This window comes from Bradyrhizobium sp. AZCC 1721 (assembly GCF_036924715.1).
In the GTDB taxonomy this organism is placed as follows: Bacteria; Pseudomonadota; Alphaproteobacteria; order Rhizobiales; family Xanthobacteraceae; genus Bradyrhizobium.
This window is the reverse complement of the sequence record NZ_JAZHSB010000001.1, coordinates 251,054-277,670: the sequence shown is the minus strand read 5'-3', so window position 1 is coordinate 277,670 and position 26,617 is coordinate 251,054. Positions and strand designations below refer to the sequence as shown.

Genomic DNA, 26,617 nt, shown 5'->3' with positions numbered 1-26,617 from the left:
TCGCAGAATGCGGCGCGGCTCGTGTGCCGTAACCAAAATGCCTGAAAGCCATCCAAAGGATCTGAAATGCAGACGATCGTATTGGCCACCCAGAAGGGTGGCTCCGGCAAAAGCACGCTCGCCATCAGCCTTGCGCTTGCCGCCATCCGGGCCGGGCACAATGTCCGCCTGATCGAGACGGACTCGCAGGGCACCCTTTCCAATTGGAAGCGCCGCCGCCCCTATGCCGCGCCGGTCGTCGAGCCGGTCTATGCCGCCAGGGAGGTCGAGCAACGCCTGCAATCGCTCGACCGCGAGGGCGTGACGGTAGCGATCGTGGATACCGCCGGCGGCGTCAGCGCCGCGACCAATTCAGCGATTCGTTATGCGGATTTCTGCCTGATCCCGACGCGCCCGAGCATCGCGGACATTGAGGCGACCGCCCCGACGCTCAGCGTCGTCAGGGCCTGGCGCAAGCCGTTCGCCTATGTCCTGAACCAGACGCCGATCCGGGGCACGCGCCTCACCAGCGCGGAGACCGCGCTGAGCGACGAGGCCGCGCTCGACATCGGCGATATCCTTGCCAAACCCTTCGTCGTGATGCGCAACGATCATCAGGATGCGCTCAGCGCCGGACTTGCGGTCTGCGAATACGCGCCGTGCGGCAAATCTGCCGAGGAAATCCGCGCTCTGTGGCAGTGGATCGAAGTGCAACTCGGCAATATGGCAGCGGCCGGCGACGAGCCGATTATCGAGGAGTTGGTGGAAACGCCTGCGATACTTCCGGCTATGGCTGCGCTGCCGGTCATCGCGAACGACAGCGCTCTCTTCCTGAGAGCGCCGGCTCGAGTCTGACATTCCCGATTCGCACAGCGTCATTGCGCGAGGCGAAGACGGAAGCAATCCAGTCGACCAGCCCCGCTGGATTGCTTCGCTCCGCCTACCTGTTCCGGCGCAGCCATTGTTCCCGCGTCACACGCCATCGTTCCGCCAGCGTCTGGCCGTTGTGATGGGCGAGCTCGGTGTAGCCGACCAATTCGGCACCGGTCTTTTGCTTGACCCGGCGCGATGCCTCATTGGTTACCGCGTTACAGACGTAGAAAACCTCGAGGCCGAGTACGCCGAAGACGAAATTGTTCACCTCCGCGACGGCTTCGCTCATCAGGCCTTGATTCCAATAGCGCTCCGCGAGCCAGAAGCCCCGGTTGCCCTTCGCATTATCCGCCCTCGGGCGAAAGCGAATATTCCCGATCGCCTCGCCATCACCGCCGCGCAACACCAGCATCCAATTATAGATCTCTTCCCCTGCGGCAACCCTCTCCAACTCCCTCGTAATGAAAGTGGTCGCGCCGTCCTCCGGATATGGCCAGGGGACAACCGATGCGAGATGCTGGATGATATTCCAGTTGTTGAAATGACGTTGGATCGCCGGCGCATCGGATAGCGCCAGCGGCCGCAAGATCAGTCGCCTCGTTTCGAGCGTCGGCGTGATGGTCATTTCTGACATTTCGGACACCAGAAGGTTGAACGGCCGTTCTGTACGAAGCGTCGCACGACACCGCCGCAGCCTTTAGTTTGGCACTTCTCGCCCTCGCGATCATAGACCTGGAACGAGTGCTGGAAATAGCCGAGTTCGCCCGAGGTCAGCCGATGATCGTTGATCGAGGAGCCTCCCGCCTTGATCGCCTGATTGAGCACTGTGTGAATTGCATTCACCAGCCGCCCGGCGTGATCGGTCGGCTCGCCCTTCTTGGTTGCCAGCGTCGCCGCCAACCTGCGCGGTGAGAGGTGTGAGCGGTACAGTGCCTCACAGACGTAGATATTGCCGAGGCCGGCAACCACGCGCTGGTCGAGCAGCGCGGCCTTCAGGCTGGTCTTCTTGTTGAAGCAGGACCGCGCCAGCATCGCGGCGTCGAATTCGTTGCCGAGCGGCTCGGGCCCGAGACCCTTCAATAGCGGTTCATCCTCCAGCACGTTGCGGGCAATAATCTTCATGTAACCGAAGCGGCGCGGATCGTTGAACACGACGGACCTGCCCGACGACATGTGAAACACCACGTGATCATGCGCGCGGTCCTCGCTGCGCGGATGGTGGAATTGGCCGGGCGCATTGTTAGCGCCGCCATCGAGCACCCGGAACGAGCCGGACATGCCCAGATGCATCAGCAGCACGTCGCCGGAGGTAAGGTCCGCCATCAGATATTTGGCGCGGCGGCCAAGGCCGGTCACCGTCTGGCCCTCCAGCCGAGCGATAAAGTCTTTTTGAAAGGGAAACCGCAAATCCTTGCGCCGGGCTTCCGCCTTGAGGATTTTCGACCCCTCCATGGCGGGTTGCAGGCCGCGGCGGACGGTCTCAACTTCGGGCAATTCAGGCATGCAGGCATTCACCTTATTGAGGTGACGTGATAGCGCCATTGCGACGGGCGCGCTATGGTCCGGTAGTGGAGTACATCTAATGGATCGGCCGGATCAAACCACCCATTTTGGCTTCAGGGACGTGCCCTTAGGGGACAAGCAGTCGCTGGTGAACGACGTGTTTCACAGCGTGGCAAGGCGCTATGACCTGATGAACGACCTGATGTCGGCGGGCCTGCACCGGGTCTGGAAAGACATCATGATCACGGCGCTCAATCCGCCGAAAAGTGATGCGCCGTTTGCGCTGCTTGATGTCGCCGGCGGCACCGGCGACATCGCCTTCCGCGCGGCCAAGGCCGCAGGCTTTGGCTTCCGCGCCACCGTCTGCGACATCAATACGGATATGCTGGAAGTGGGTCACAACCGCGCGCTGGCGCAGCATCTCGACCATCAGGTGTCTTTCGTCGAAGGCAATGCCGAGACGCTGGCTTTCCCGGATCGCTCGTTCGACGCCTACACGATCGCCTTCGGCATTCGCAACGTGCCGCGGATCGATGTTGCGCTGCGCGAAGCTTATCGCGTGCTGCGGCCGGGCAGCCGATTCCTTTGTCTGGAATTCTCCACCGTCGACGTTCCCGGACTGGACTGGCTGTACGACCAGTTCTCGTTCAAGGTGATCCCACCGCTCGGCCGCGCCGTGACCGGCGATGCCGAATCCTATCAGTATCTCGTCGAATCGATCCGGAAATTTCCCCGGCCCAATGTATTTGCCGAGATGATCCGCGGCGCCGGCTTTGCGCGGGTGAAGTGGGAAAGCCTGTCCGGCGGGATCGTGGCGCTGCATTCGGGCTGGCGCTTGTGATTTCTGCGGCGACCCACATCGCGCGGCTTGTCCGCGCCGCTTACGTGTTCGCGCGCGAGGGCGTGTTCGGCGTCGTCGATCCGAGCCTGGTGCCGGCGCCCGGGCAGCTCGCGCTGCGGCTGGCGCGATTGATCGAACGGCCCGGTGCCAAATCCGGCCCACGGCTATCCCGCGCGCTGACGCGACTGGGACCGGCCTACCTCAAGCTCGGGCAGTTTCTGGCGACCCGCCCTGACGTGGTCGGGGTTGCGATGGCGCGCGACCTGGAAAGCCTGCAGGACCGGCTGCCGCCGTTTTCGCAAAGTGAAGCGGAGGCGGTGATCGCACTGTCGCTGGAACGCTCGGTGGCTAAGGCCTTTGTCAGCCTCGGCCCGGCGGTCGCCGCTGCGTCCATCGCGCAGGTGCATCGCGGCGAGATCGAGCGCAATGGCGTGCGCCGGCCGGTCGCGGTAAAGGTGCTCCGGCCCAACGTCGCCTCGCGCTTTCGCCGCGACCTCTCCGACTTCTTCTTTGTCGCGCACAACGCGGAAGCGCATTCGGCCGAAGCGCGGCGGCTGCGGCTGATCGAGGTCATCAACACGATGTCGCGCACGGTCGCGATGGAGATGGACCTGCGGCTTGAGGCTGCCGCTCTTTCCGAGATGGCGGAGAACACCCGCGACGATCCGGATTTCCGCGTGCCAGCGGTCGACTGGGACCGCACCACCCATAACGTGCTGACGATGGAGTGGATCGACGGCATCGCACTGAACGACCATGCGCGCCTCGAAGCAGCGCAGGTCGATTTGCCCGACCTTGGGCGCAAGGTGATCCAGAGCTTCCTGCGCCACGCGCTGCGCGATGGCTTCTTTCATGCCGATATGCATCCCGGCAATCTGTTTCTCGACGACACCGGACGGCTTGTGGCGGTCGATTTCGGCATCATGGGCCGGCTCGGCGTGAAGGAGCGGCGCTTCCTCGCCGAAATTCTCTTGGGCTTCATCACGCGCGACTACCGCCGCGTCGCGGAAGTCCATTTCGAGGCCGGCTACGTGCCGGGGCATCATTCGGTGGAAAATTTCGCGCAGGCCATCCGCGCCATCGGCGAGCCGATCCACAACCGCACCGCCGAAGAAATCTCGATGGCGAAGCTGTTGACCCTGCTGCTCGAGGTCACCGGCCTGTTCGACATGCAGACCCGGCCCGAACTGATCCTGCTGCAGAAGACCATGGTGGTGGTCGAAGGCGTCGCGCGCGGCTTCGACCCCAAGCTCGATATCTGGAAGGTGGCCGATCCGGTGGTGCGCGAATGGATCGAGCGCAATCTCGGCCCGCTCGGGCGGGTTCAGGGCGCCATGACCGGCGCCGGCGAACTCGGCCGCGTGATGACGGGCCTGCCGGCGATCGCCTCGCGGGCGGTCGCCGTGATTGAGAACATGGAAAAGATGACCCGCGAGGGCCTGACGCTGTCGCCGGAGACTATTGCGGCCCTGGGCCCGTGCCGAAGGCCGCAAGAGCCGTTGGCGCACGGTGGCGCTCTGGATCATTGCGGCGACCTTTATCGGAATTCTGCTTGCGATCCTGCAGTTGTGATTGCAATGCCAGCATATCGTGCTAGCATTGACTGCATAGTTTTTGCCGGAGGCCGCCCTATGGCCAGCCTGACCATCCGAAAACTCGATGAAGCCGTCAAAGCCTATTTGCGACTCCGGTCGGCGGGAAACGGCCGCTCCGTCGAAGAGGAAGTCCGGGTCATCCTGGGAGAACTAGTCCAAGGGCGTCCCGAACTATCAGGCGCCACACCACCCTCCGCAGAGGCCCACGCACAGGCAGCGCCGTCGGCCAGCGCCTCCAGCACGCGGAACGTCACCCTGATCATCGGCGGCGGCATTGCCGCGTTCAAGTCGCTGGAGCTGATCCGGCGGCTGAAGGAGCGACGCATTCACGTCCGCTGCGTGCTAACCAAGGCCGCCCAGCAATTCGTCACGCCGCTTTCGGCCAGCGCGCTGTCGCATGAGCGCGTCTATACGGACCTGTTCAATCCCGAGAGCGAATTCGACGCCGGCCATATCCGGCTGGCGCGCGAATGCGATCTGATCATCGTGGCGCCGGCGACCGCCGACCTGATGGCGAAGATGGCGCACGGCCATGCCGACGATCTCGCTACCGCCATCCTGCTGGCAGCCAACCGGCCGATCCTGCTGGCGCCTGCGATGAACCCCCTGATGTGGAACAACGCCGCCACCCGCCGCAACGTCATGCAGCTTCGCCGCGACGGCGTTCACATGATCGGCCCCACCGCCGGGGAAATGGCTGAGTCCAATGAGGCCGGCATCGGGCGGATGTCGGAGGCGGTCGAGATTGCCGCCGCCGCCATCGATATCCTGCGCCCGCCGCGACCGCGTCCGCTCGCGGGCAAGCGCGTGCTGATCACGGCAGGGCCGACGCATGAGGCGATCGATCCTGTGCGCTATATCGCCAACCGCTCCTCCGGCAAGCAGGGTTTTGCCATCGCCGCCGCGGCACAGGCCGCGGGCGCGGACGTCACGCTGGTGTCCGGCCCGGTCGACTTGCGCGATCCCCCCGGCGTCACGGTGATCCGGGTCGAATCGGCGCGTGACATGCTGCATCGGGTGGAAGCCGCCTTGCCGGCGGACATCGCGATCTTCGCCGCCGCCGTTGCCGACTGGCGCGTTGCCAATGAAGGCGAGCAGAAACTAAAAAAGACGTCCTCCGGCATGCCGCAGCTCGCATTGGTGGAAAATCCCGACATTCTGGCGACGATCTCGAAACTGAAGGAGAAGCGTCCGCCGCTGGTGATCGGTTTTGCCGCCGAGACCGAACATCTGATTGACAATGCAAAGGCCAAGATCGTGCGCAAGGGCTGCGACTGGATCGTCGCCAATGACGTTTCGCCTGCCTCCGGTGTGATGGGCGGCGACCGCAACACTGTTCACCTGCTGACGCGCGATGGCGAGGAGATCAACGTCGACAGCATTAAAGTGGAGTCTTGGCCGGTGATGACCAAGGAACAGGTCGCAGCCGAACTGGTGGCGAAGATTGCGCAGACCATGGAGAAGAATTCGTGAGCGTGATGGTGAAGGTCGACGTCTGCCAACTACCACATGGTGAAGGCCTCGCACTGCCGGCCTATCAGAGCGCCAATGCCGCCGGGCTCGACCTGCTCGCGGCGGTGCCGGCGGATACGCCGCTGATCCTCCCGCCCGGAAAATTCGCGATGGTGCCGACCGCGCTCACGATCGCGCTGCCTTCCGGATATGAGGCGCAGGTGCGGCCGCGCTCCGGGCTTGCCGCCAAACACGGCGTCACGGTGCTGAACTCGCCCGGCACGGTGGATGCGGATTACCGCGGCGAGATCAACGTGCTCCTGATTAACCACGGTGATACGCCCTTCCCAATCAAGCGCGGCGAGCGCATCGCGCAGATGGTGATCGCGCCTGTGGTGCAAGCGGAACTGGTTCCCGTCACTTCGCTAACGGCAACCGGCCGTGGCAGTGGCGGTTTTGGCTCGACCGGCCGCTGAATCCTTTCAATTTGAACGGTTCGGAACGACGCCGCCTTGATTTTTTCACAGGCAGTTTTGCGTTCACGGTCTGGACTCTTACCGGTCGACTTCCGAAGGGGATACTCTCGACCCGATTCGTGTAGAGCGCGACCAGCAAAAGTGGGGTCCGGTTTTGTGTCCGGGCGCGCTCAATCCTTAGTCGGCGCACAATCTCAACGCAAACCGCTCACATTTTGGCGGATTATGCGCTGGGGGTGGTGCCTGCAGTCATGCGTTCTTGGGGCAAATAATGTCGGGCGTAGTCGCTGCGATGCGTCGAACCCTGCTGTCGTGCACCTCGCTGGCGCGCCACGGCGTGATTGCGCTCGCCACCGCCTTCTCGGCGCTGCCGGAGCCCGCTTTGGCCGACGAATTGACCATCACGCAGGCGATTTCCGCCTTGTTCGCCCTCAATCACCAGGAGTTCGCGGCGCTGACCACGGCGCTATCGCTGCTCGGCTTTACCGTGGTGGCCGCAATCCTCCTAATGCGCACGCGCATTCGGGCCACCCGGACGGAACTCGACCTGCGCTCCGACATCGCCGATCTGCAGGTACAGGCCGACCGGCTGCGCGCGCTGCTATTCGCTGAGCCGCAGATCCTGATCGCCTGGGCCGCGGGGGACAACCGGCCCCAGATCAGCGGCGACACTTCGCTTCTGATCTCGCAGGAAGCACTGTCGAATTCGCCGCAACGCATTCTCGCCTTTGGAACCTGGCTGCCGCCGGAACCGGCGCTGCGCATGGACCGTGCGGTCGACGCGCTGCGCGAGGCCGGCGAAGGCTTTCTGCTCAACCTCTCCACCTCGAGCGGCCGCGCCATCGAAGCGATGGGCCGTGCCATTGGGGGACAAGCCATTGTGCGGATTCGCGAACTCGGCGGCTTGCGCCGTGAACTCGCCGAATCCAATCTCCGCTACAGGACGCTTTTGGAGGAGACCGAGTTGTTGCGCAACTTCGCCGCCGCGGCGCCCTGGCCGATCTGGGCCAAGAGCGCCGAGGGCAATCTGCGTTACGCGAACGCGGCCTATGTGCGGGCCACCGAAGGCGCAAGCGTCGCGGACACGATCTACCGCAACCTCGAGCTCCTGGAGAACGACCAGCGTTCCGAGATGGGCCGGGTGCTGAACGACAATTCCACCTACGCCGCGCGGCTGCCGATCGTGGTCGGCGGCGAGCGACGCATCTATGATGTTCAGGCGCTCAAGCTCGGCGGCGGCAGCGCCGGCATCGCCATCGACGCCAGCGAGGCGACCCAGTTGCGCGACGCCATGGAGCGGATGGCGGAAGCCCACCGCCGCACCCTCGACCAGTTGTCGTCGGGGGTTGCCGTATTCGACGGCCAGCGGCGGCTTGCCTTCTACAACGAATCCTACCGGCGGCTGTGGGGCCTCGATCAAGCCTTCCTCGATTCCAACCCCGACGATTCAAGCGTGCTCGACCGGCTGCGCGCGGCGCGCAAACTGCCCGAACAGCCCGATTTCCGTGCCTGGAAGGCCAAGCTCCACGACGCCTACCGCGCCGTCGAGCCGGAGAACTACACCTGGTTTCTGCCCGACGGCCGCGCCGTCAGCGTCGTCACCACGCCGAACCTCGAAGGCGGCGTCACCTATCTGTTCGACAATGTCACCGAGAGCCTCGATCTCGCACGCCGCTATGACCGGCTGACCCGGGTCCAGCATGAAACGCTCGACAATCTGGCTGAAGCGGTCGCCGTGTTCGGTAGCAACGGCCGTGTGGAACTGTTCAATCCCGCTTTCCTGAAAATGTGGAAGCTCTCGGCGGAATCGCTCAAAGAGCAGCCCCACATCGAGACCGTGGAAGCGTGGTGCAAGCCGCTGTTCGACGACGCGCTGACCTGGCGGGCGCTGCGCGAGGCGATCACCGCGATCGAGAACCGGGCGCAGGTGGCGCTGAAACTCGAGCGCAAGGACGGCAGCGTGCTGGATTGCATGACCATGCCGCTACCCGACGGCGCGACGCTTTTGACGTTCCAGGACATCACCGACACCGAAAATGTCGAGCGCGCGCTGCGCGAGCGCAACGAGGCGCTGGAAGCTGCCGACCAGATGAAGGTGGATTTCGTCCACCACGTGTCCTACGAGCTGCGCGCACCGCTGACCACCATCATCGGCTTTGCACATTTCCTCAGCGATCCCTCGACCGGCCCGCTGACGCCAAAGCAGGCCGAGTATCTCGACTACGTTACCAAGTCGACCAACGCGCTGCTCGCGCTCACCAACAACATCCTCGATCTCGCCACCATTGATGCCGGCGCCATGAAGCTCGAGCTCGGCCCGGTCAATATCGAAAAAGCCATTCAGGCCGCCGCCGAAGGCATCCAGGACCGGCTGGCGACCGACCGCATCGAGCTCAAGGTCGATATCGATCCTGAGATCGGCAACTTCACCGGCGACGAGCGGCGCGTGGTGCAAGTGCTCTATAACCTGCTTGCCAACGCCGTCGGGTTCTCGCCGCACGATGCCGCGGTCACGATCAGCGCGCGGCGAACCGAGCACCGCGTGATCTTCACCGTCTCCGATTCCGGCCCCGGCATTCCCGCCGAGGTGAAAGACAAGGTATTCGACTGGTTCGAGAGCCACTCCCACGGCTCGCGCCACCGCGGCGCCGGCCTCGGCCTGTCGCTGGTACGCTCGTTCGTCGAACTGCATGGCGGCAAGGTGCGCGTCGACTCAGTCGTCGGCAGAGGCACGACCGTCACCTGCGATTTCCCGATCGACCAGAACGCCCACCGTAACGCTGCCGAATGACCGCGCCCGCGACATTTACAGTGGCGTTGGCGTACGAGGCGGCAACGGCGCATCTGATGGCCGACCTCGCGCTGCTGGTCGGCCCCGGCGACGTCATTACGCTGTCGGGCGATCTCGGCGCGGGAAAGACCGCGGCGGCGCGCGCCATGATCCGTTATCTCGCCGACGATCCCGCGCTCGAAGTGCCGAGCCCGACTTTCACGCTGGCGCAGAGCTACGAGCTGCCATTTCCGATTGTCCACGCCGATCTCTACCGCATCAACGATTCGAGCGAGCTGGAGGAAATCGGCTTGTCGCCACTGCCGGAGGGCACGCTGGCGCTGATCGAGTGGCCGGAGCGCGCACCCGACGCACTGCCCGAAGATCGCATTGACATCGCCTTCAGCCATCGTCCCGCGCTCGGATCGAGCGCACGGGCCGCCGAAATCACCGGCTATGGCAAGGCGGCGGCGCAGGTGGCGCGACTAAGCAGCTTGCGCAAATTTCTCACTGAGGCAGGCTTTCTGGATGCAGCGCGCGAGCGCATGCCCGGCGACGCCTCGACGCGCTCCTATGCGCGTCTGATCGGCGACGATGGCACATCCATCCTGATGAATTCGCCGCGCCGTCCGGATGGACCGGCGATCTATGGCGGAAAATCCTACAGCGCGGCCGTTCATCTCGCCGAGGATGTCAAGCCGTTCGTCGCCATCGACAATGGCCTGCGTGCACACGGCTTCTCGGCGCCCGCGATCCGCCACGCCGATCTCGATTCCGGTTTTCTGATCACCGAGGATTTCGGCAGCGCCGGCATCGTCGAAGGCGATCCGCCGCGGCCGATCGCCGAGCGCTATGAGGCGGCAACCGACATGCTCGCGGCGTTACACCGCGAAACCCTGCCCGAAACGGCGCCGCTTGGGCCGCAGGGCTCTTACGAAATTCCGGTCTACGATATCGATGCATGGCTGGTCGAGATCGGGCTGATGCTCGAATGGTATCTGCCGGTTCGCGGCGCTGCAGTCAGTTCGCAACAACGCGACGAATTCATCGCGATGTGGCGAACGCTGTTGGAAAAGCCGGCGGCTGCACCGCGAACCTGGGTGCTGCGTGATTTTCATTCGCCCAACATCATCTGGCTCGACGATCGCACCGGGATTTTACGTGTCGGCATCATCGACTTCCAGGACGCCGCATTGGGCCCGGCCGCCTACGATCTGGTTTCCCTGCTGCAGGACGCGCGGATCGACGTCCCCGAACCACTCGAGTTGTCGCTTTTGACCCGCTACATCAAGGCGCGCCGCGCGGCAGATGGCCAATTCGATCCGGCCAGCTTTGCCGAGCTCTACGCCATCATGTCGGCGCAGCGTAATACGCGCCTGCTCGGTACCTTCGCCCGGCTCAACGGGCGCGACGGCAAGCCGCAATATCTGCGCCACCAGCCCCGGATCTGGACCTACCTGAACCGCTCGCTGGCGCACCCCGCGCTGGCGGCGTTTCGCGAATGGTATGCCGCCAACGTGCCGCCGCCGCTGTCCTGATTTACCTCCTGTTAGCCACCCCGCATTTAATCTGGAACCGGCACGCTGCGCAGGCGTGGCCAGCATCTTTTGAAGCGGAAGGACGGCCATGGCGGCGGCGGAACGGCGCAAGGGAGATCGAGTCGTGTTCGAGCGCGGCTTTGCGGCGCACATGATGGGAATCGACGGCACCTGGCGGCGTGATTGCGTGATGGAAGACGTCTCCGAGACCGGCGCCAAGCTGACGGTCGAAGGCTCGGTCGAGGGCCTGCATCTGAAGGAATTCTTCCTGCTATTGTCGTCGACGGGATTGGCCTATCGGCGCTGCGAGCTGGCCTGGGTCAATGGCGACCAGATCGGCGTCAATTTCCTGAAGCAGGGCGACAAGAAAAAGAAAATGGCCAAGCGCGGGGCCGAGGACGCTGACGCCTGAAGTTGGCAAGCGCCGGCGCCGTCGTACGGCCGTCATGTGCGCCCACTAAGGCCTCATGGTTGGCTGGGTTCATGCGAAGCGCCGTGGTATGATCCGCGGCGCAATTTGATGGTTCGAGAAACTCCAAAAATGTCCGTTACGCCCACCAAAGCCATGGTCCTTGCCGCCGGTCTCGGTTTGCGCATGCGCCCACTGACCGACCATATGCCGAAGCCGCTGGTGAGTGTGGCCGGCCAGCCGTTGCTCGATCACGTGCTCGACAAGCTCGCCGGCGCCGGCGTCAGCGAGGCCGTGGTCAACGTGCATTACCTGCCGGACCAGATCATCCAGCACACGGCGAACCGTAGCCGGCCCCGCATCATCATTTCCGACGAACGCGACCAGGTGCTCGGCACCGGTGGCGCGGTGGTGAAGGCGCTGCCGCTGCTCGGCAAGGAGCCGTTCTTCCACGTCAACGCCGATACGATGTGGATCGACGGCGTGCGGCCCAATCTGACGCGGCTTGCCGAAACCTTCGATCCCGATCGCATGGACATCCTGCTCTTGATGGCGCCGACCACGAGCAGCATCGGCTATGCCGGCCGTGGCGACTACGCCATGCTGCCGGATGGCGCGCTGCGCAAGCGGCGCGAACACCAGGTGGTGCCGTTCGTCTATGCGGGGGCCGCGATCATGTCGCCCGCGCTGTTTGCCGACGCACCCATCGGCGAGTTCTCGCTGACCAAGATGTTCGACCGCGCCAACGAGCAGGAGCGGCTGTTTGGCCTGAGGCTCGACGGCGTCTGGATGCACGTCGGAACCCCCGACGCAGTGCAAGCGGCGGAAGAGGCGTTTCTGGAGAGCGTGGCGTAGCTATCGCCCACAGATTCGTGGGGTGGGCGCAGCGTGCCCACCATTCGCACCGAAATCCACGATCGAAGATGGTGGGCACGCTTCGCTTTGCCCACCCTACGCGCTCTTCGGCGGTCCGCCCGCAGGGCTCAGACAAAAAACCGCGAAAACAACCCCATGCAAAGTAGAATGGTGACTGCTTTGGCAGTGAGTAGCGGGGACGCCGGCCTGACCCGCATGACCTCTCCCTCCTCGCTCCCTATATTGGCGTCTGACCTCGAATCAGGAAGCCCATGCGCGTTTTCAGCGTTCCCGTCTCCGCACCGTTCCTGCGCACCGTCATCGCGGCACTGGTCGACGGCCGGCTGGTCGAGGGATTCGAGGCGCGAAAGGATCCGCTGAATCTCGCAACGGCGACGCTCTATCTGCCGACCCGGCGCGCCGGGCGGCTGGCGCGGGAGATATTTCTTGATGAGCTGAAGACCGATGCTGCGATCCTGCCGCGCATCGTAGCGCTCGGCGACATCGACGAGGACGAGCTGGCGTTTGCGGAAGGTTCCGAACAATTCAGCGGCGTCGCGCCGCTCGACGTTCCGCCAAAACTTGGCGAACTGGAGCGCCGCCTGACGCTGGCGCATCTGGTTGCGGCATGGGCAAAAAGCCCGGTGTCGGCGCCGCTCGTGGTCGGCGGCCCGGCCTCGACGCTAGCGCTGGCCGGCGATCTGGCGCGGTTGATGGACGACATGGTGACGCGCGGCGTCGCCTGGAAGGCACTCGACAAATTGGTACCCGACCAGTTCGACAAATATTGGCAGCACTCGCTGGAATTCCTGCGCATCGCGCGCAAGGCATGGCCGGAACACTTAAAGGAAATCGGCCGGATCGAACCTGCGGAACGGCGCGACCGCCTGATTGAGGCGGAAGCCGCGCGCCTGACCGCACATCATGAGGGACCGGTGGTGGCGGCAGGTTCGACCGGCTCAATGCCGGCAACCGCGAAATTCCTCACTGCCGTAGCCCATCTGAAGCAGGGCGCGGTGGTGCTGCCGGGGCTCGATACCGATCTCGACGAGGAAGCCTGGCAGACGATTGGCGGCGTCAGGGACGCGCAGGGCAAATTCACCACGCAGCCCTCCTCGAACCACCCGCAATTCGCGATGCATGGATTGCTGGATCGCTTCGGCATCAAGCGAAGCGACGTCGAAACCCTGGGTACGCCAGCGCAGCGGGGGCGCGAGGTACTGGTATCGGAGACGATGCGCCCGTCGACGGCGACCGAGCAATGGCATGACCGGCTGGCGCAGGCGGAAGTGTCTGCCAGGATCGCTGCCGGCATGGCAAATCTCGCCGTCGTCGAAGCACCCAACTCGGAGATGGAAGCGCTGGCGATCGCGGTGGCGATGCGCGAGGCGCGGCACCTCGGTAAATCCGCCGCGCTGGTGACGCCGGATCGCGCGCTGGCACGGCGGGTGATGGCGGCGCTGAGGCGCTGGAATCTCGAATTTGATGATTCCGGTGGCGACGCGCTGATGGACACGCCAAGCGGTATTTTTGCCCGCCTCGCCGCAGAAGCCGCCGCCCAGGAGCTGGAGCCCCCGACGCTGCTCGCGCTACTGAAACATCCGCTGTTTCGGCTTGGTGGTGCATTCGGCGCGTTCAAGCACGCCATCGAGACCCTCGAACTGGCGCTGCTGCGCGGCACCCGGCCGCAGGCAGGAACGGCGGGCTTGGCACGCGACTTCGATCGCTTCTGCGTCGAGCTCGGAAAACTCCGGCGCAAGGAAGCTTCCTCGCTTCACGCCTCGGAGCCACGCGCGAAACTAAGGGATGACGAACTCGATCAGGCCCAGGCGCTGATCGCGGCGTTGCAGAAGGCGCTGTCGCCGCTGGAAATCTTGGGCTCATCAAAGCCGTACGATTTCGCCGAACTGGCGCTGCGCCATCGTGAAACGCTGATCGCGCTGTCCTCGGATCGAAACGGAATTGCGGTCGTCTTCGAGGAGGCGCAGGGCTCGGCATTGTCAGCGGCGTTCGACGACCTGCTGGCCGAGCAAAAGCCGAGCGGCCTGATGGTTCAGCTCGGCGATTACCCCGACGTGTTCCAGACCGCCTATGCCGACCGCATGGTGCGGCGGCCGGAATCCGCCAATGCGCAGCTCCAGATCTACGGCCAACTCGAAGCGCGGCTGACCGAATCCGACCGCGTCATCCTTGGCGGGCTGGTCGAAGGCGTGTGGCCGCCGGCGCCGCGGGTCGATCCGTGGCTGAGCCGGCCGATGCGTCATGAACTCGGCCTCGACCTGCCGGAGCGGCGCATCGGCCTCTCCGCGCACGATTTCGCGCAATTGCTGGGCACGCCAGATGTGATTCTCACCCATTCGGCCAAAGTCGGCGGCGCGCCGGCGGTCGCCTCGCGCTTCGTGCACCGATTGGAGGCGGTGGCCGGCGAACCGCGCTGGGAGGAAGCCAAACGTGCCGGAGAAAATTACGTCCGCTTCGCCGCCGAACTGGATCAGCCCGACGAGGTCAAGCCGATCGAGCAGCCCGCGCCGAAGCCGCCGGTCGAGACGCGGCCGCTCAAGCTGTCGGTCACGGCGATCGAGGACTGGCTGCGCGATCCCTATACGATCTACGCAAAGCATATTTTGCGCCTCGATCCGCTCGATCCCGTCGACATGCCATTGTCGGCGGCCGACCGCGGCTCGGCGATCCATGACGCGCTCGGCGAATTCACGCAAGAATTCGCCGACGTCCTTCCGCCAGAGCCCGCGCAGGCGCTGCGCGGCATCGGCGAGAAATATTTCGCCCCGCTGATGGAGCGGCCCGAGGCACGCGCCCTGTGGTGGCCGCGGTTTCAGCGCATCGCCGCCTGGTTTGCGGAGTGGGAAAAGGCGCGGCGCGACGACATCGAGAAGATTGCCGCCGAGATCAAGGGCGAGATCAAGATTCCGCTCGATAGCGAGCGCATCTTCACGCTGTCCGCGCGCGCCGACCGGATCGAGCAGCGCCATGACGGCAGCTTTGCGATCCTCGATTATAAGACCGGACAGCCGCCGACCGGCAAGCAGGTGCGGATGGGCCTGTCGCCGCAACTGACGCTGGAGGCCGCGATCCTGCGTGAGGGCGGGTTTGAGAATATCCACGCCGGCTCATCTGTCGGCGAACTCGTCTATGTCAGGCTTAGCGGCAACAATCCGCCCGGCGAGCAGCGCTCGCTGGAACTGAAAATCAGGAACAACGACACGCCGCAGCGGCCGGACGAAGCGGCCGATTACGCGCGCGAACAGCTTGAAGCATTGATCCGCAAATTCGAGAACGTGGAAACCGCCTATACCTCTCTGAACCTGTCGATGTGGTCGAACCGCTACGGCGCCTATGACGACCTCGCCCGGATCAAGGAATGGTCGGCGGCCGGCGGGCTGGGGATCGAGGAATGGTGAAGGCCCGGCGCATCATCCCCGACGCCGTTCGTGCGACGCAAGCGCGCGCGTCCGATCCGGCCGCGTCCGCCTTCGTTTCGGCAAACGCCGGCTCGGGGAAGACGCATGTGCTGGTGCAGCGGGTGATCCGGCTCTTGCTCGACGGCGTGGCGCCGGAGAAAATTCTCTGCATCACCTTCACCAAGGCCGCCGCCGCCAACATGGCGGAGCGCGTGTTCACCACGCTGGGCCATTGGGTGACGCTCGACGACGACGCGCTGGATGCGGCGATCCGCGAGGCCGGCATTCCCCATCCCAGCGCACGCCTGCGCAAATCGGCGCGCAAACTGTTCGCCTGCGCGCTGGAGACGCCGGGCGGGCTGAAGGTGCAGACCATCCACGCGCTATGCACGCGGCTGCTGCAGCAATTCCCGTTCGAGGCCAATGTGCCGGCGCGGTTCGCCGTGCTCGACGAGCGCGACCAGAACGAGATGATGGAGCGGGCCAATCTCGCCGTCTTCCTCGAGGCGTCGCGCAACCCCGACAGCCCGACCGGGCGCGCGCTGATGACGGCGATGGCGAGCGCTGCCGACGTCACCTTCAAGGACGTCGTACGCGAGGCCTGTCTCAGCCGCGATCATTTCATGGCCTGGACAGATGCCGCCGGCAGCGCGCAGGCGGCCGCAGCGCAGATTTCAGCAGCACTCGGCGTCGGTCCCGATGATCGCATTGAAGATGTCGAGCGTGAGATCGTTGAAGGACCCAACCTGCCGCGATCGCAATGGCAGGAAATCGCCCTGGTTCTGGATACTAGCAGTAAAGCCGACCAGAAACAGGCCGATCGGCTTCGAGAGGCGCTGGCGTTTACCGGAGCTGCCCAAGTTGACGAGTATCTCGGATTATTTCTCACAGATGAACGCACGCCAAGAGCAACGGTCGTCACCAACAGCTTTGTCAAAAAGAATCCTGCGGTTGGTCGATTGTTCGATTTGGAAATCAGCCGCCTCGCTTCCCTGATCGAACGCCGCCGTGCGGTTGTGGCGCGCGACCGCACTGAGGCGCTGCTATACATCGCAACCGCTGCAGCGGCGAACTATCGCCGCGAGAAGCAGGAGCGCGGCCTGCTCGACTATGACGACCTGATCGACAAGACGCTGGAAATGCTCGACCGCGTCTCCTCGGGCTGGGTGCATTACAAGCTCGATCGCGGCGTCGACCATGTGCTGATTGACGAGGCACAGGACACCAGCCCGCGGCAATGGGACATCGTCGCGCACATCATCTCCGAATTCACTTCGGGTGCCGGCGCGCGCGACGGCGTGGTGCGAACGGTGTTCGCGGTCGGCGACGAGAAGCAGTCGATCTTTTCGTTCCAGGGCGCGGCCCCGCGCGAATTCGACCTGCGCCGCCGCGCCTTGCAACGGAAATTCGAGGGCGCCGGACTGAAGTTCGATCCGGTATCCTTCACCTACTCGTTCCGCTCCGGACCGGAGATCCTTCACGCGGTCGACCGGGTGTTTCGCGAGCAGGATATCTATCGCAGCATTCATGCGGTCGATATCGGCAACCCGATCCATCACGCGCTGGCCGACGCCGGTCCCGGCCAGATCGATCTCTGGGAGCTGGCGGAAGCCGATGACCGGCAGGATATCGAGGGTTGGCGCGCGCCGTTCGACGGCGTCTCCGCGACCAGCCCCGAAGTGAAGCTGGCCCGGCGCATCCAGGCCGAGATCAAGGCGCTGGTCGGCAGCGGTGCGATGACCGGCAGCAAAAACGACCGCCGCCCGCTGCGCTATGGCGACATGCTGGTCTTGGTGCGCCGGCGCGGCAACGCGTTTGACGCCGTGATCCAGGCGCTGAAGCACGCCGGTATCCCGGTCGCCGGCGCCGACCGCCTCAAGCTGACCGAGCACATCGCGATCATCGACCTGATGAACCTGGCCGACGCGCTGTTGCTGCCGCAGGACGATCTGGCACTGGCAGTGGCGCTGAAGAGCCCTCTGTTCGGGCTCGACGATGACGACCTGTTCAAGATCGCCTGGCAGCGCAAGGGATCGTTGCGCACCGCGTTGACCGCGCGCGCCGCGGCTGATGGCCGGCTGAGGGATGCACTGTGGCGGCTCGAACAATGCGAGCGCCGCTTTGCCAGCGAAACGCCGTTTGCGTTCTATGCCTGGCTGCTCGGCGGCGATGGCGGCCGCGCACGAATCCTGCGGCGGCTTGGGCACGAGGCGAACGACGCGCTGGATGAGTTTCTGGAGCTGGCGCTGAGCTATGAACGCAAGGCGCCGGCCTCGCTGCAGGGTTTCATGGCCTGGTTGCGCACCGCCGATCTCGAAGTGAAGCGCGACATGGAGATCTCGCGCGACGAGGTCCGCGTCATGACCGTGCACGGCGCCAAGGGCCTGGAAGCGTCCGTCGTGTTCCTGGTGGACACCACGACGTCGCCTTCGGATACGCAGCGGCTGAAGCTCATCAACCTGCCGCTGGGCAATGCCGATCCGCATGCGCCGGGTGTGGTGGTGGTGTGGGCCGGCCGCAAGGCGGAGGACCCCCCGGCTGTCGCCGCCGCCCGTGCCGCGATGATCGACGATACCGAGGATGAATACCGCCGCCTGCTCTATGTCGCGATGACGCGTGCGGCGGACCGCCTGATCGTCGGCGGCTGCTTGCCCGGCAACATGAAGAGCGTCCGGCCGCTGTCGTGGTACGATCTGATCGCCAAGGGGCTCGACGGCTCCGCCTTGCAGCTTCAGGAGATCGAGACCGCCATCGGCCGGGTAAAGCGCTATACGCGGCCCGAGGAGTCCGCACCCTCGGCCGCTCCACCTGCTGCGTCGTCCCCGGCGGCGCCGATCGTGCTGCCCACCTGGCTACTGACGCCGGCGCAGCCCGAAATTTCCCCGGAAAGTCTGTTGCGGCCTTCGGACCCCGCTGACAGCGACAACCGCCCGGTACGTACGGCGGAGTCGCTCACGAAGCGCGCCCGCGCCCTGCAGCGCGGCACATTGGTGCACCGGCTTCTGCAGTCGCTGCCCGATGTCTCCGCCGAGCGCCGCCGCGAGGCCGCGCTGACCTATCTGGCCCGCAATGCCGATGGCTGGACCGCGGAGGAGCGGCAGGTGCTGGCCGAAAGCACGCTCGCCTTGATCGCCGATGCGCGGTTTGCGCACGCTTTCGCCCCCGGAAGCCGTGCCGAAGTCTCGATCGTCGGGCGGCTGGAGCGGCCGGGCGGCCGGCCGGCGCTGGTATCCGGGCAGATCGACCGCCTCGTGGTGACCGAGCGCGAGGTCCTGATTGTCGATTTCAAGACCAACCACGCCCCGCCGGGCGAACCTGCGGAGGCGCCGAGGGGCTATGTCCGCCAGCTCGCGCTGTACCGGGCGGTGCTCGGCAAGCTCTATTCCCAACGCCCGGTGCGGGCGGCGCTGCTTTGGACCGAAACCTCTGAATTGATGGAGATTTCCGCTTCCGCGCTGGAGGCCGAGCTGGCATCCATCATCTCGGCGTGACCGCGCTTGACCCAGCAGGGTCGCGTTCATAGGTTTGCCACTATCATCCCCGGGCGCGATTCTTGACCGCGCCCCTTAATTTCTAACCGAACGAGGTAATTCCGATGGCCGTTGGCAAGGTTTCTGACGCCGATTTCGAAGCCGAAGTGCTCAAGGCGACCGGGCCGGTGGTCGTCGATTTCTGGGCCGAATGGTGCGGCCCCTGCCGCATGATCGCGCCCGCGCTCGACGAGATTTCCGGCGCCATGGGCGACAAGGTCAAGATCGTGAAGCTGAACGTCGACGAGAGCCCGAAGACGGCCTCCAAATACGGCGTGATGTCGATCCCGACCCTGATGATCTTCAAGGGCGGCGAGATGGCCTCCCGCCAGGTCGGCGCCGCGCCGAAGGCGAAGCTGCAGCAGTGGATCACCGCGGCGGTTTGATCGACCCCTTAATAACTTTTCCGAGGACGGCCGGCGAATAGCCGGCCGTTCTCGTTGCGAGAACATAAGCCGGCAGCGGGTAATTACCTGGATGAATTTTGACCGTCTCCGACGCGGCAAACCATCGTGACATGATCCCACCAGGAATTGACGCTCACTCTGCTGTCCCGCACCTCGAAGCCCGCGTCCATCAGTTCGCGTTCAATATCCGTCAGCGGCTTCAGCGTTCGGTACGGACGGCCGTTCTGCAATAGCTGAAAGTTTGCCGCGTCGAAGCGCGCCTTGGCCTCGTCGGATTTCGGCAAGCCGCACATGGTGCTGACGACGAAGACGCCATCGGGTCGAAGGGTTCGATGAACTTCCTGAAGGCACCGGGTTCGATCGCAGCCGACCAGACAATGCAGGCAACTGCCGTCCATCACGATATCGAACGACGCGTCGCGGATGAACGGCATCTCGCAAACATTGCCTTCCCGGAAAGCGCCGGAAAGCCCGCGTTCGGCGAATTGCTCTTTTGCCCAGACGATCGCCGTTCCCGAAATGTCGACGCCGTGCACCTCGTAGCCCTTTCCGGCCATCAGCAGTGACCACGACATGCCGTTGCCGCAGCCGAGCTCGAGAATTCTCGCCGGTGGTGAGGGCAGGAATTCCCGCTCGAGCCGATCGAGCGTGTCGGTCATGCGCGCAAGATTCCGCTCCTGCGCACTTCCTGACCAACCCCGGTGGCCGGCTATCTTCAGGCGGCGGTATTCCGCGTCGTAGTCATGCATCGGCTGCACCGGTGCCGGTTTTGGAGCTATCTGATCCATCCTGTCGCTAGCGCGCTGGCGAGTTCGGCCTGATCGTTCCGTTGCGCGAGCGCAGCCATCGCGCCGTGATCATACGGCACATGCCGGAACGTGACGCGCCAGGCGCCGTCAGCAAGTTCGAGGATCGCATAACGCGCATCCGGCGTGCCGGCTTCGACGACATGCGGAAAGGGATGCACGTCGCGATAGCCGGGCGAGCCGACGCTGCCGGGGTTGACGATCAATCGGCCATCGCGAAGCCTGACCGCGCGGGCAAGATGGGTGTGCGCGCAGAGGATCAGGGACTGCGTGACGCCCCGCGCGCGCTCCTCGATTTCATCCAGCGATGACATTCGCAAGGTGCCGTCGGGCAACACCGTTTCCAGCCAGTAGACCTCGTCATGCTCGGGCGTTGCATGGCAGAGGAAGACCCGATCGCGAAACACGGCCGTCTTCGGCACCGCGCGCAGCCAATCGAGATGGCGCTCTTCGAGCTGCGCGTGCGCCGGCCGGTCCCATGATCCCATCTTCTCCGGCGGCCGGCCGATCAGATACCGATCATGATTGCCTAGTACGTGAGCGGCGTCGAGCGCCATCAGCGCATCCATGGTGCGTCGCGCGTCGAGCGGTCCGCTCGCCATGTCGCCGAGATTGACGATTTCGCCAATGCCCAGCGCGCGGATGTCGGCCAGCACGGCTTCCAGCGCGAGATAATTTCCGTGCACGTCGGCAATGGCGGCAAAACGCATGGGGATTCCAGCTTTGATGATTGTCGCACGGCCCTGCAAGAACGATGCTGCGCCATCTACCTCATTTGGGTGAAGCCAGCCTGCAACATTATCCTTACTTCCTATTGCGGAACGAAGGTTCCGACTCGCAGCTCTCAGGCGTCTTGGCTAGTCTTTGCAAAGACCGGGGCTGGCTAGTTTCATTAAGCAATCGATATTTTTTCCCGGGCGGCCGCTGGAAGCGATTCCAGCGGTCATTTAATTTTGGGGAATACTATGCCGGCAGCGTGCCGTTGATGGCAAGCACATGGCCGACGAGATAGAGCGAGCCGGCGACCAGAATCCGCGGCGGCACTTCGTAGGCGAGACGCGAGAGCGCGTGCAGCGCGGCTTCGACGCTTGCAGCATTTTCCACGCGCATGCCGAGCGCGCGCGCCGCATCCGCCAGCCGGTCCGGCGGCATCGCATTGTCGCGTCCGGGGATCGGCACCGCCACGATGTGCCGCGTCAGTCCTGCGAAATTGGCGAGAAACGCGCCGGCATCCTTGTTCGCCATCATGCCCGCGATCACCACCAGGGGCCGCGACACCCGCTCTTCGAGATCGCCTAGCGCGGCCGCAGCGACGCGGCCGCCTTCCGCATTGTGTCCGCCATCGAGCCAGATCTCGCAGCCCTTCGGCCCCTGATCGACCAGTGCGCCCGAGACCAGCCGTTGCATCCGCGCCGGCCATTCTGCACCAACGATGCCGGCCTCGAACGCCGCCATTCCGATCCTGAACGCCTCGATCGCGCGCAGCGTGGCGATGGCAAGGCCGGCATTGTCGAATTGATGCCGCCCGAACAGCTTTGGCGCCGCAAGATCCATCAGGCCCCGCTCGTCCTGATAGACCAGCCGCCCGCGCTCGACACCGACATGCCATTGCTGCCCGGCAGCATGCAACGGCGCGCGCATGCGGTCGGCCTGCGCCTCGATCACCGCCATCGCCTCCGGCGCCTGCTCCGCGCAGATCACCGGCGCACCGCGCTTGATGATGGCGGCCTTCTCGCCGGCGATCGCGGTCAGCGTGTTACCGAGAAATTCCGTATGGTCCATACTGACTGGCGTGATTACGGTCGCGGCCGGCCGGTCGATGACGTTGGTGGCGTCGAGTCTTCCGCCGAGCCCGGTTTCCAGCAGCACGACATCGGCGTCATGCTCCGCGAACAGGCAGAACGCCGCTACGGTCTCCATCTCGAAAATCGTGATCGGATCGCCCGCGTTGACCTGCTCGCAATACTCCAGCACCCGGCGCAGTTCGGCATCATCAGCCAGCCGGCCGCCGCCCTTCTGGCCCAGCCGGAAGCACTCGTTGATCCTGACCAGATAGGGCGAGGTGTAGACGTGCACGCGCAGGCCTGCAGCCTCCAGGATCGCGCGCAGATAGGCGATGGTGGAGCCCTTGCCATTGGTGCCGGCGACATGGATCACCGGCGGCAACAGCCGCTCCGGATGATCGAGCCGCGCCAGCAGGCGGTGCATCCGATCAAGGTTGAGATCGATGCGCTTCGGATGCAAGGCAGACAGCCGCGCGATCAATTCACCGAGCGGCTGGGATCTGGCGGCAGGCAGGCTCACGCGTGGGGCGCAGCCGGCACCGCTTCCGGGGCCGAGACGATCTGGGCCGGGTCTATGGCCTGCGGCAAAGGCTTTGAGGCGACGTCAAGCGGCGGCGATTTGGTCAGGAGCCGACACAGCCGCGCCAGCGTCGAACGCATCTCGTGGCGATGCACGACCATGTCGATCATGCCGTGGTCGAGCAGATATTCGGCGCGCTGGAACCCTTCCGGCAATTTTTCACGGATGGTCTGCTCGATCACGCGCGCGCCGGCAAAACCGATCAGCGCGCCGGGTTCGGCGATCTGCACGTCGCCCAGCATGGCGTAGGATGCGGTCACGCCGCCGGTGGTCGGATTGGTCAGCACCACGATGTAGGGCAGCTTGGCTTCCCGCAGCATCTGTACGCCGACGGTGGTGCGCGGCATCTGCATCAGCGACAGGATGCCTTCCTGCATGCGTGCGCCGCCGGAAGCCGCGAACACGATGAACGGCGACTTCTTTTCCACCGCCAGTTCGAGCCCGCGCACGATCGCCTCGCCTGCGGCCATGCCGAGCGAGCCGCCCATGAAATCGAAATCCTGCACCGCGATGACGACGCCGGCGCCTTCGAGCTTGCCGTAGCCGACCTTGATGGCGTCGTTCAGCCCGGTCTTGGCGCGGGCGTCCTTGATGCGGTCGGCGTATTTGCGTTCATCGCGGAACTTCAGCGGATCGGCTGTCACTTCAGGCAGCGCGATGTCGTACCAGGTCTCGTTGTCGAAGATCGACTTCAGCCGCGCCACCGCGCCCATGCGCATGTGGTAGTTCGAGCCGGGAATGACGAACTGGTTGGCCTCGACGTCCTTGTAAAACACGAGCTGCCCGGAATCCGGGCACTTGATCCACAGATTCTCCGGCGTCTCGCGGCGCAGGATGCTGCGGATTTTCGGCCGTACGACATTGGTGAGCCAATTCATGGTTCGCTCCGAATGCGGTTGAACGCATTGACTGGAATATATGGCGGCCCGGCTTGAACCCGGCAAGCCGCCACCTACTAGTTTGGGCATGATCTTTTCGGAAAACCGGTCTCCACTTTTCCGGATCATGCCACGCCTATTTCCACGTAAATTGTGGCTTATTCCGCAGCCTGCTTCGCGCCCCGGACGCCCTGCGCCAGCGACGCCACGAGATCGGCCACCGCGGCCACGGTCTTGGTGGTTGCCTGCCCCTGGGTATCAAGGCTGTCGCGCAACGCATCGACCAGGGCGGTGCCGACCACGGCGCCATTGGCCTTCTCGGCAATCGCGCGCGCCGCCCGCGGGGTGCGGATGCCGAAGCCGACGCACACCGGAAGCTTGGTGTGGCGCTTGATACGGGCCACCGCATCGCCGACCACCTTCGAATCGGCCGCCGCAGCGCCGGTGATGCCAGTGATCGAGACGTAGTAGACAAAGCCGGAAGTATTCGCGAGCACGGCGGGCAGGCGTTTATCATCGGTCGTAGGTGTCGCCAGCCGGATGAAGTTGAGCCCGGCCTGCAGCGCGGGAATGCAGAGCTCATCGTCCTCCTCCGGCGGCAAGTCGACGATGATGAGGCCATCGACGCCGGCGGTCTTGGCGTCGGCGAGGAACTTGTCGACCCCATAAATATAGATCGGATTGTAATAGCCCATCAGCACCAGCGGCGTGGTGTCGTCCTCCTTGCGGAAGCCGCGCACCATCTCGAGCGTCTTCCGCAGGGTCATGCCGCCCTTGAGCGCGCGCAGGCCCGCGGCCTGGATCGACGGCCCGTCCGCCATCGGATCGGTAAAGGGCATGCCGATCTCGATGATATCGGCGCCCGCCTTGGGCAGCGCCTTGATGATGTCGAGCGAAGTTAAGGGATCGGGATCGCCGGCCATCAGGAAGGTGACAAACGCCGAGCGGCCTTCTTTTGCGAGCTCGGCAAAGCGTGCGTCGATGCGGGTGGTCACTGCTTCCTGCCTTTCAAGATCTCCGTGATCTGCGGAATGTCCTTGTCGCCACGGCCGGAAAGATTGACCACCATCAGATGGTCCTTCGGCCGCTTCGGCGCGAGCTCCGTGACCTTGGCGATCGCGTGCGCAGATTCCAGCGCGGGTGGGATGCCTTCCAGTCGCGACAGCAGCATGAAGGCGGCGAGCGCTTCGTCGTCGGTCGCGGAAAGGTAAGTGACGCGGCCGGTCTCGTGCAGCCAGGAATGCTCCGGGCCGATGCCGGGATAATCGAGGCCCGCCGAGATCGAATGCGCATCCTGGATCTGGCCGTCATCGTCCATCAAGAGATAGGTGCGGTTGCCATGGAGAACGCCGGGGCGGCCGCCGGCGATCGAGGCGGCATGCAGTTGCGTCAGCCCATGGCCGGCCGCTTCGACGCCGAAAATTTCGACGGAGGGGTCGTCGAGGAACGGATGAAACAGGCCCATCGCATTGGAGCCACCGCCGATGCAGGCGACCAGCGAATCCGGCAAACGGCCTTCGGCTTCCTGCATCTGCTTGCGCGTTTCCTCGCCGATCACCGACTGGAAGTCGCGCACCATCATCGGATAGGGATGCGGCCCCGCCACCGTGCCGATGCAATAGAAAGTGTTGTGCACGTTGGTGACCCAGTCGCGCAGCGCCTCGTTCATCGCGTCCTTCAGCGTACGCGTACCCGACTGCACCGGCACGACCTTGGCGCCCAACATCTCCATGCGGAACACGTTCGGTGCCTGACGGGCGACGTCCACCGCGCCCATATAGACTACGCATTCGAGACCAAAGCGCGCGCACAGCGTCGCGGTGGCGACGCCGTGCTGGCCGGCGCCGGTCTCGGCGATGATGCGCTTCTTGCCCATGCGGCGCGCGACCATGATCTGGCCGAGCACGTTGTTCACCTTGTGCGAGCCGGTATGGTTCAGCTCTTCGCGCTTCAGGTAAATCTTGGCGCCGCCGAGATGCTCGGTGAGTCGCTCGGCGAAATAGAGCGGCGACGGCCGGCCGACGTAATCCTTGAGATAGCCGTTCATCTCGATCTGGAACGACGGATCGGCCTTGGCCACCGCATACGCTTTTTCAAGGTCGAGGATCAGCGGCATCAGCGTTTCCGCGACGAAGCGGCCGCCGAAATTGCCAAAATGCCCGCGCTCGTCGGGACCGGTGCGGAATGAATTGGGCAGGCGTTGATTCATCGGACCATCAATTCTTCGGTGGCGCGCGCGGCGCGAATGAAATGGCGGATCAGCTCGGGATCCTTGACACCGGGCGCACTTTCCACGCCCGAGGATACATCGACGCCGCCGGCGCGGGTAACGCGAATGGCGTCCGCGACATTGTCGGCGCTGAGCCCGCCGGAGACCATGAAGGGCAATTGGAGATCGAGCTTTTCCAAAACGTGCCAGTCGAACACGGTCCCCAACCCGCCAGGACGGGTGGCGCCCTTGGGAGCGCGAGCATCGAACAGGATGCGGTCGGCAACGCTCGCATAGCCCGGCAGCGCGGCGAGATCGGCCGAGGTTTCAACGGCGATCACCTTCATGACCGGCAGTCCGAATTTTTGTTTGATGTCGCGCACCCGCGCGATGCTTTCCTTGCCGTGCAGTTGCAGCAGGTCCGGCTGCAGCGTCTCGGCGATATTTTCAAGCGTCGCGTCGTCGGCATCGACGGTCAATGCCACCTTGGCCGCGCGGCCCTTGGCCTGCCGGCCGAGTTCGCGCGCCGTCTCGAGGCTGAGATGACGCGGCGACGGGGAGAAGAACACGAATCCCACCATGTCGGCACCCGCCTCAAGCGCTACCTCGAGCGTCTCACGCGTGGACAGGCCGCAAATTTTGACGAGCAGGGACATGGTCTCTCGGGCGCATATTTCGCCCCGTAACCGGCTGGAACAGGGGCTGACGGGGCG

At 64.4% G+C, this 26,617-nt stretch carries 19 protein-coding genes and 2 pseudogenes; 12 read left to right on the top strand and 9 right to left on the bottom strand.

From position 1 onward, the window contains the following. Window positions 1-66: 66 nt before the first annotated feature. Window positions 67-834: a ParA family protein gene (locus V1273_RS01335; RefSeq protein WP_334408477.1), complete on the top strand. Its 768-nt coding sequence runs from the start codon at window positions 67-69 to the stop codon at window positions 832-834. A gap of 85 nt (window positions 835-919) precedes the next feature. On the opposite strand, the gene V1273_RS01330 is transcribed toward V1273_RS01335, so the two are convergent. Next, complete coding sequence (locus tag V1273_RS01330) at window positions 920-1,486, bottom strand: GNAT family N-acetyltransferase (protein ID WP_334408476.1); 567 nt, start codon at window positions 1,484-1,486, stop codon at window positions 920-922. Next, window positions 1,474-2,355 carry a bifunctional DNA-formamidopyrimidine glycosylase/DNA-(apurinic or apyrimidinic site) lyase gene (mutM, locus tag V1273_RS01325; protein WP_334408474.1) on the bottom strand — a complete coding sequence of 294 codons (882 nt, stop codon included), beginning with the start codon at window positions 2,353-2,355 and terminating at the stop codon, window positions 1,474-1,476. The genes V1273_RS01330 and mutM overlap by 13 nt, the downstream gene beginning before the upstream one ends. Window positions 2,356-2,434: 79 nt before the next feature. Between mutM and ubiE the strand changes: the two genes are divergently transcribed. From ubiE to trxA, 11 genes and pseudogenes are all read left to right on the top strand, one after another. Beyond that, window positions 2,435-3,196: a bifunctional demethylmenaquinone methyltransferase/2-methoxy-6-polyprenyl-1,4-benzoquinol methylase UbiE gene (gene ubiE / locus V1273_RS01320; RefSeq protein WP_334379608.1), complete on the top strand. Its 762-nt coding sequence runs from the start codon at window positions 2,435-2,437 to the stop codon at window positions 3,194-3,196. Beyond that, window positions 3,193-4,768: pseudogene (gene ubiB, locus V1273_RS01315) on the top strand (2-polyprenylphenol 6-hydroxylase). The gene ubiE and the pseudogene ubiB overlap by 4 nt, the downstream one beginning before the upstream one ends. A 59-nt stretch (window positions 4,769-4,827) precedes the next feature. After that, on the top strand, window positions 4,828-6,264 hold the full coding sequence (gene coaBC, locus V1273_RS01310) for a bifunctional phosphopantothenoylcysteine decarboxylase/phosphopantothenate--cysteine ligase CoaBC (RefSeq protein WP_334408473.1): 1,437 nt from the start codon (window positions 4,828-4,830) through the stop codon (window positions 6,262-6,264). 5 nt (window positions 6,265-6,269) lie between these two features. Beyond that, on the top strand, window positions 6,270-6,719 hold the full coding sequence (gene dut / locus V1273_RS01305; RefSeq protein WP_442894133.1) for a dUTP diphosphatase: 450 nt from the start codon (window positions 6,270-6,272) through the stop codon (window positions 6,717-6,719). Between the two features lie 271 nt (window positions 6,720-6,990). Further along, window positions 6,991-9,510 carry a PAS domain-containing sensor histidine kinase gene (locus V1273_RS01300; protein ID WP_334365890.1) on the top strand — a complete coding sequence of 840 codons (2,520 nt, stop codon included), beginning with the start codon at window positions 6,991-6,993 and terminating at the stop codon, window positions 9,508-9,510. After that, window positions 9,507-11,027: a tRNA (adenosine(37)-N6)-threonylcarbamoyltransferase complex ATPase subunit type 1 TsaE gene (gene tsaE, locus V1273_RS01295; RefSeq protein ID WP_334408470.1), complete on the top strand. Its 1,521-nt coding sequence runs from the start codon at window positions 9,507-9,509 to the stop codon at window positions 11,025-11,027. Before V1273_RS01300 ends, tsaE begins: the two co-directional genes overlap by 4 nt. A gap of 88 nt (window positions 11,028-11,115) precedes the next feature. Continuing rightward, window positions 11,116-11,439 (top strand): PilZ domain-containing protein, encoded by a 324-nt coding sequence (locus V1273_RS01290; RefSeq protein ID WP_334365888.1) that lies wholly within the window; start codon window positions 11,116-11,118, stop codon window positions 11,437-11,439. 129 nt (window positions 11,440-11,568) lie between these two features. Then, complete coding sequence (locus tag V1273_RS01285) at window positions 11,569-12,291, top strand: nucleotidyltransferase family protein (RefSeq protein WP_334408469.1); 723 nt, start codon at window positions 11,569-11,571, stop codon at window positions 12,289-12,291. Window positions 12,292-12,563: 272 nt separating this feature from the next. Next, entirely contained in the window at window positions 12,564-15,710 is a 3,147-nt protein-coding gene (gene addB / locus V1273_RS01280; protein WP_334408468.1) for a double-strand break repair protein AddB, read from the top strand. Beyond that, window positions 15,704-19,233: pseudogene (gene addA, locus V1273_RS01275) on the top strand (double-strand break repair helicase AddA). Before addB ends, addA begins: the two are co-directional and overlap by 7 nt. A 72-nt stretch (window positions 19,234-19,305) precedes the next feature. Beyond that, window positions 19,306-19,626 carry a thioredoxin gene (gene trxA, locus V1273_RS01270; RefSeq protein WP_016847387.1) on the top strand — a complete coding sequence of 107 codons (321 nt, stop codon included), beginning with the start codon at window positions 19,306-19,308 and terminating at the stop codon, window positions 19,624-19,626. Between the two features lie 83 nt (window positions 19,627-19,709). Here trxA and V1273_RS01265 read toward each other — a convergent pair whose 3' ends face one another. From V1273_RS01265 to V1273_RS01235, 7 genes are all read right to left on the bottom strand, one after another. Further along, window positions 19,710-20,306, bottom strand: coding sequence for a class I SAM-dependent methyltransferase (locus tag V1273_RS01265; RefSeq protein ID WP_334408467.1), 597 nt, complete (start codon window positions 20,304-20,306; stop codon window positions 19,710-19,712). Window positions 20,307-20,422: 116 nt separating this feature from the next. Next, window positions 20,423-21,163: a metallophosphoesterase family protein gene (locus V1273_RS01260; RefSeq protein ID WP_334408466.1), complete on the bottom strand. Its 741-nt coding sequence runs from the start codon at window positions 21,161-21,163 to the stop codon at window positions 20,423-20,425. 253 nt (window positions 21,164-21,416) lie between these two features. Continuing rightward, complete coding sequence (locus V1273_RS01255) at window positions 21,417-22,757, bottom strand: bifunctional folylpolyglutamate synthase/dihydrofolate synthase (protein WP_334365883.1); 1,341 nt, start codon at window positions 22,755-22,757, stop codon at window positions 21,417-21,419. Next, window positions 22,754-23,695 carry an acetyl-CoA carboxylase, carboxyltransferase subunit beta gene (gene accD, locus V1273_RS01250; protein WP_334365882.1) on the bottom strand — a complete coding sequence of 314 codons (942 nt, stop codon included), beginning with the start codon at window positions 23,693-23,695 and terminating at the stop codon, window positions 22,754-22,756. The genes V1273_RS01255 and accD overlap by 4 nt, the downstream gene beginning before the upstream one ends. 158 nt (window positions 23,696-23,853) lie before the next feature. Next, the gene (trpA, locus tag V1273_RS01245; RefSeq protein WP_334379623.1) at window positions 23,854-24,690 is read right to left on the bottom strand and encodes a tryptophan synthase subunit alpha; all 837 of its coding nucleotides are present in this window, start codon (window positions 24,688-24,690) and stop codon (window positions 23,854-23,856) included. Then, the gene (gene trpB / locus V1273_RS01240; protein WP_334408465.1) at window positions 24,687-25,904 is read right to left on the bottom strand and encodes a tryptophan synthase subunit beta; all 1,218 of its coding nucleotides are present in this window, start codon (window positions 25,902-25,904) and stop codon (window positions 24,687-24,689) included. Before trpB ends, trpA begins: the two co-directional genes overlap by 4 nt. Continuing rightward, window positions 25,901-26,560, bottom strand: coding sequence for a phosphoribosylanthranilate isomerase (locus tag V1273_RS01235; protein ID WP_334365879.1), 660 nt, complete (start codon window positions 26,558-26,560; stop codon window positions 25,901-25,903). Before V1273_RS01235 ends, trpB begins: the two co-directional genes overlap by 4 nt. Between the last annotated feature and the right edge of the window lie 57 nt (window positions 26,561-26,617).